The 4760-nt window shown below is 64.3% G+C and carries 4 protein-coding genes; 3 read left to right on the top strand and 1 reads right to left on the bottom strand.

Annotation, left to right across the window (positions count from 1 at the left end):
* From AC1DT2_RS15990 to AC1DT2_RS15980, 3 genes are all read left to right on the top strand, one after another.
* A partial coding sequence (locus tag AC1DT2_RS15990) for a zinc-dependent alcohol dehydrogenase family protein (protein WP_477297393.1) occupies window positions 1-1015 on the top strand: 1015 nt, incomplete at its 5' end.
* A gap of 95 nt (window positions 1016-1110) precedes the next feature.
* Window positions 1111-1695, top strand: a complete 585-nt coding sequence (locus AC1DT2_RS15985; protein ID WP_063571648.1) for a fasciclin domain-containing protein — start codon at window positions 1111-1113, stop codon at window positions 1693-1695.
* Between the two features lie 124 nt (window positions 1696-1819).
* Window positions 1820-4045, top strand: coding sequence for a TonB-dependent receptor (locus AC1DT2_RS15980; RefSeq protein ID WP_477297392.1), 2226 nt, complete (start codon window positions 1820-1822; stop codon window positions 4043-4045).
* 132 nt (window positions 4046-4177) lie between these two features.
* Here AC1DT2_RS15980 and AC1DT2_RS15975 read toward each other — a convergent pair.
* Window positions 4178-4760: glyoxalase (locus AC1DT2_RS15975; RefSeq protein ID WP_477297391.1), on the bottom strand; the 583-nt coding region annotated here is incomplete at its 5' end.

Here is a 4760-nt window from a genome sequence, read left to right as displayed (position 1 = left end):
CATCCCTTCTGTCCGAGGTTTCTCCATGTCACGCATCGTCATGTTCGAAAGCTATGGCGCACCCGAAGTGCTCCAGTTCCGCGAGGTAGAGGTCGCCGCCCCGGGGCCGCGCGAAGCTCGCATCACCGTGCGTGCCATCGGCCTGAATCGCGCCGAGTCCATGTGGCGCAAAGGCAGCTATGTCGAGGAAGTCCGCCTGCCTGCGCGACTGGGGTATGAGGTCGCCGGTATCGTTGACGCGGTCGGCGCCGAGGTCTCTCACGTCAAACCGGGCGACGCCGTCACAACCATCCCTTCGTTCTCGCAGAACGACTACGGTCTCTATGGTGAAGTCGTCCTCGCGCCGGCGCATGCGGTGGTCGCGATTCCCGCCGGGCTTTCCTTCGAAGAAGCCACGGCCATCTGGAATCCGTACATCACACCGTACGGTGCCTTTGCCGAACGCCACCCGCTCACGAAAGACGACGTGGTCCTCGTCTCGTCCGCCTCGAGCAGTGTGGGCCTGGGCGCGATCGAGATGATCAACATGCTCGGCGCGACACCGATCGCCCTCACCCGCACGAGTGCGAAGCGTGAGGCGCTCYTCGCCGCGGGCGCGAAACACGTCATCGCCACGGGGGAGCAGGATCTTGTCGCCGAGGTGAAACGCCTCACCGGCGGGAAAGGCGCGACGTTCGCCTTCGAAGCCGTCGGAGGTTCCCAGTTCCCGACACTGCTCGCCGCACTGGCCCATGGCGCGACCGTGTTCGTCTACGGCGCCTTGAGCGATGAAGTCACGCCGCTGCCATTGCTCGACGTCATTCCGAACGAGCCGGTGATTCGTGGCTATAACCTGTTCGGCACGACGACGGATCCGGAGCGCCAGGCGCGCGCCGTGAAGTTCATCAGCGAAGGCCTTGCAAGCGGCAAACTGAAGCCGCGCATCGCGCAGACCTTTGCCTTCGACGACATCGTCGAGGCGCATCGCACGCTCGAAAAGAACGAACACACCGGGCGTATTGTCGTCACCGTGTGACGATCCGGAGTGAGCGCTTGCCGCGTCCGTTGCATCCGGACGCGGCAAGGCTGCGTATCACTTGGTACCCCAATCACGGGGACCGAGGATTCGCCATGAAAAGCCGCACGCTCTCCCGCACGCTGCACATCGCTCTTGCCCTGACCGCCGCGTTCGGCGTGGCGGACCTCGCCTTTGCCGACGACGGCATGGCCATGCAGAAGTCCGTCATGGTCGGTGGCGCGGCGATGTACCCGAGCAAGAACATCATCCAGAACGCCGTCAACTCGAAGGATCACACCACCCTCGTTGCCGCCGTAAAAGCTGCTGGCCTGGTCGACACCCTCTCCGGCCCGGGCCCGTTCACCGTCTTCGCCCCCACCAATGAAGCGTTCAACGCGCTTCCGGCGGGCACCGTCGACACCCTGGTCAAGCCCGAGAACAAGGCGACCCTGACCAAGATCCTCACCTACCACGTGGTATCCGGCCGCTACACCGCTTCCGACCTCATGACTCTCGTGAGCAAGGGCAATGGCAAGGCCAGCCTGACCACGGTCGAAGGTGAACCCCTCACGGTCAGCCAGACCGGCAAGACCCTCGACGTAACCGACGCCAAGGGTGGCGTAGCCCACGTCACCATCGGCGATGTCATGCAGTCCAACGGCGTCATCCACGTCGTCGACAAAGTCCTGATGCCGTAAAGCGAAGGTCCAGACGGGCCTGGCCCGTCTGGACCTGCAGCAGGCATGACCCCTAGGCGTCCGTGACAATCTCGATCATAATACGAGCGATTCTCATTTCTATTCGCCTTTGATCGAGGCTTCCATGCCCAGGACCACCATGCATACCGCGCTCCCGGCTCGTCGCCGCCTCACTCTTTCGATCCGCGCTGCTGTGCTCGGTACCCTCCTCGTCGCCGGTGCGGCCCACGCCGCCGCCGATGCCGACGACACCCAGCGCAAGCCGCAGGACAATACGACGACGCTGTCCGGCATCCAGGTGAAGGCTGACGTTGCCGCTCCCACGGCGGCTTACGCCGGTGGTCAGGTGTCCCAGGGTGGCCGCTTCGGTGTGCTGGGCAACCAGGACATGATGAACGTGCCGTTTGCCATGACGAGCTACACGGACAAGCTCATCCGCGACCAGCAGGCCCATACGCTGGGCGACGTGGTCGCCAACGACCCGGCCGTGCGCACGGGCTTCGGTTACGGCAACTACTCGCAGACGTTCGTGATTCGCGGGTTCCAGCTCAATTCCGACGACATCGGCTTCGACGGCCTCTACGGCCTGCTGCCGCGCCAGCTGCTGGCCCCGGAACTGGTCAGCCGCGTAGAAGTGTTCAAGGGTGCCAGCGCCTTCCTCAACGGCATTTCGCCGGGCGGCTCGGGTGTCGGCGGCAGCATCAACATTGCGCCTAAACGCGCGACGGTCGACCCGATCACCCGCATCGGCCTGGACTACGGTAGCGACGGCCAGATCGGTGGCACCGTGGACATCGGCCGCCGTTTCGGCGCCAACAACGAATTCGGCATCCGCGTGAATGCCGTCTCCCGTGACGGCAGCACCGCGGTCGACGGTGAGAACCGCCGCGTCAACGCCATCGCGATCGGCTTCGACTACACCGGCGAGCGCCTGCGCATCACGACCGACCTCGGCTACCAGAAGCAGACGATCAACGGCGGCCGCTCGGTCGTCTTCGTCGGCAACGTGGTGCCGAAGGCACCCAGCGCCACCAGGAACTACACGCAGTCCTGGTCGGGCTCGTCGCTGGAGGACACCTTCGGTGTCGTACGCGCCGAATACGACATCAGCGACTGGTTGACCGCCTATGCAGCCGTCGGCGCGCATCACGGCAACGAGTTCGGTGACTACGTCAGCCCGACTGTCAGCAACGCGGYAGGTGATGCGACGGAGTCGCGTTTCACCGTGCCGTACATTGCGAATACCGGCACCGGCGAGGCCGGCTTCAATGCCCACTTCGATACCGGCGAAGTAAGCCATCGCATCACGCTCGGCTTCTCGGCGCTGGATACGAACAAGAAGGCCGCCTACGCGGGCTCCTCGACGTTCAACACGAACATCTACAATCCCGTGCAGGTCGCACGCCCTGACTACATCTACAACGTCGGCCCGATCAGCGACCCGGGCTACACGGGCCGCACGCAGCTGCGCAGCCTTGCGTTCTCCGACACGCTCGGCTTCATGGACGACAAGCTGCAGGTCACCGTGGGCGCACGTCGGCAGAAGCTTCTTTCGCTCGGCTACGCTTATGCGGTCGACGGCGTGAATGGTGCCAGGACCTCGGAATACTCGCGGTACACCAACAGCCCGATCTTCGGTATCAACTACCGCATCAACGAACAGTTCTCGGTCTACGCCAACCACATCGAAGCGCTGACGCAAGGCGACACCGCGCCGACCCTGTTCAACGGCGCGCCGGTGACCAACGCTGGCCAGGTCTTCGCCCCATACAAGTCAAAGCAGAACGAAATCGGTGTGAAGTGGGATGCAGGCACCTTTGGCAGCACGTTCGGCCTGTATCAGATCAAGCAGCCCAGCGGCTATGTAGACGCGACCACGAACACCTATACGATCGCCGGCGAGCAGCGTAACCGCGGCGCCGAGTGGAGCTTCTTCGGCGAGCCGACCCAGGGCGTTCGCGTCCTTGGCGGTGCCAACTACATCCAGCCCGAGCTGACCAAGACCCAGGGCGGCCTGAACAACGGCAACGACGCCATCGGGGTGCCACGCTTCCAGGCCAACCTTGGTGCGGAATGGGATATCCCGAACACGCCGGACATCACCCTCAGCGCTCGCGCCGTTCGCACGGGCAAGCAGTACGTCAACGTGACCAACACGCTGAACATCCCGGCGTGGACGACGTTCGATGTGGGCGCCCGTGCCTCCAGCACTCTGGAAGGTGTGCCGGTGACGTTCCGCCTTACGCTGCAGAACCTCACGAACAAGGGCTACTGGGCCTCGGCCACGGGTGGTTACCTCACGCAGGGCACGCCACGTACGTTGCTTGCTTCGGCCACGTTCGACTTCTGACAGAAGCGGGCCGCGCCTTGTAGGAGCCGATTCATCGGCGAAAGGGTTCTCGCGATAGACCCCATCGCCGATGAATCGGCTCCTACAGAAGCGGGGGTKGCCCTGGGAACCGTCGAAGGGCCGCGTGATGTTTTACCTGGCGGCGTGGATCTCGGCGACGTAGCCGCCGGGAAACTGCAGCATCGCCGCGTGGCGATCGCTTTCGTCGTGCGCCGGCACGACGACCTTTGCGCCGGATTGCGTTGCGCGGGCCAGCGCGGCGGCGAGATCGTCCACCTCGTAACCGGTGACCTCCGTGCCATACGGCCACGCGAGATGGCCGTCCGTCACCAGGACCGTCACCTTGCCGTAGCCGGACTCGAGGCGGATGCGCCGGTACGTGCCCGAGGTGCCGCCGAGTTCCGTCACCGGTACCTTCGCGTCATCGGACACGACCTTGCCGTGCGCAAACTGCGTGAATGCCTTCACGAACGTCGCCGCGCTGGCCGCCGGCAGGTAGATACGATTCTCCGGCACATGGCGTAAGGCCTCGTAGCTCGGCTTCTTCGTGTGCCAGTAGAGCTGCATGTTCACCCCACCCGGCCAACGGATCACGGCGTCGCGACCGATCGGGTCATCGAAGGCAGTCACCACCGTGGCGGCGCCTGCCTGTTCGGCTGCCTTGATCGCCGCGTCGAGGTCAGTGACCAGATAACCCGTGCGCTCGAGTCCGAAG

The sequence above is a fragment of the Luteibacter sp. P4_E6 genome, from assembly GCF_056401535.1.
This window is presented reverse-complemented; position numbering and strand designations above follow the sequence as displayed.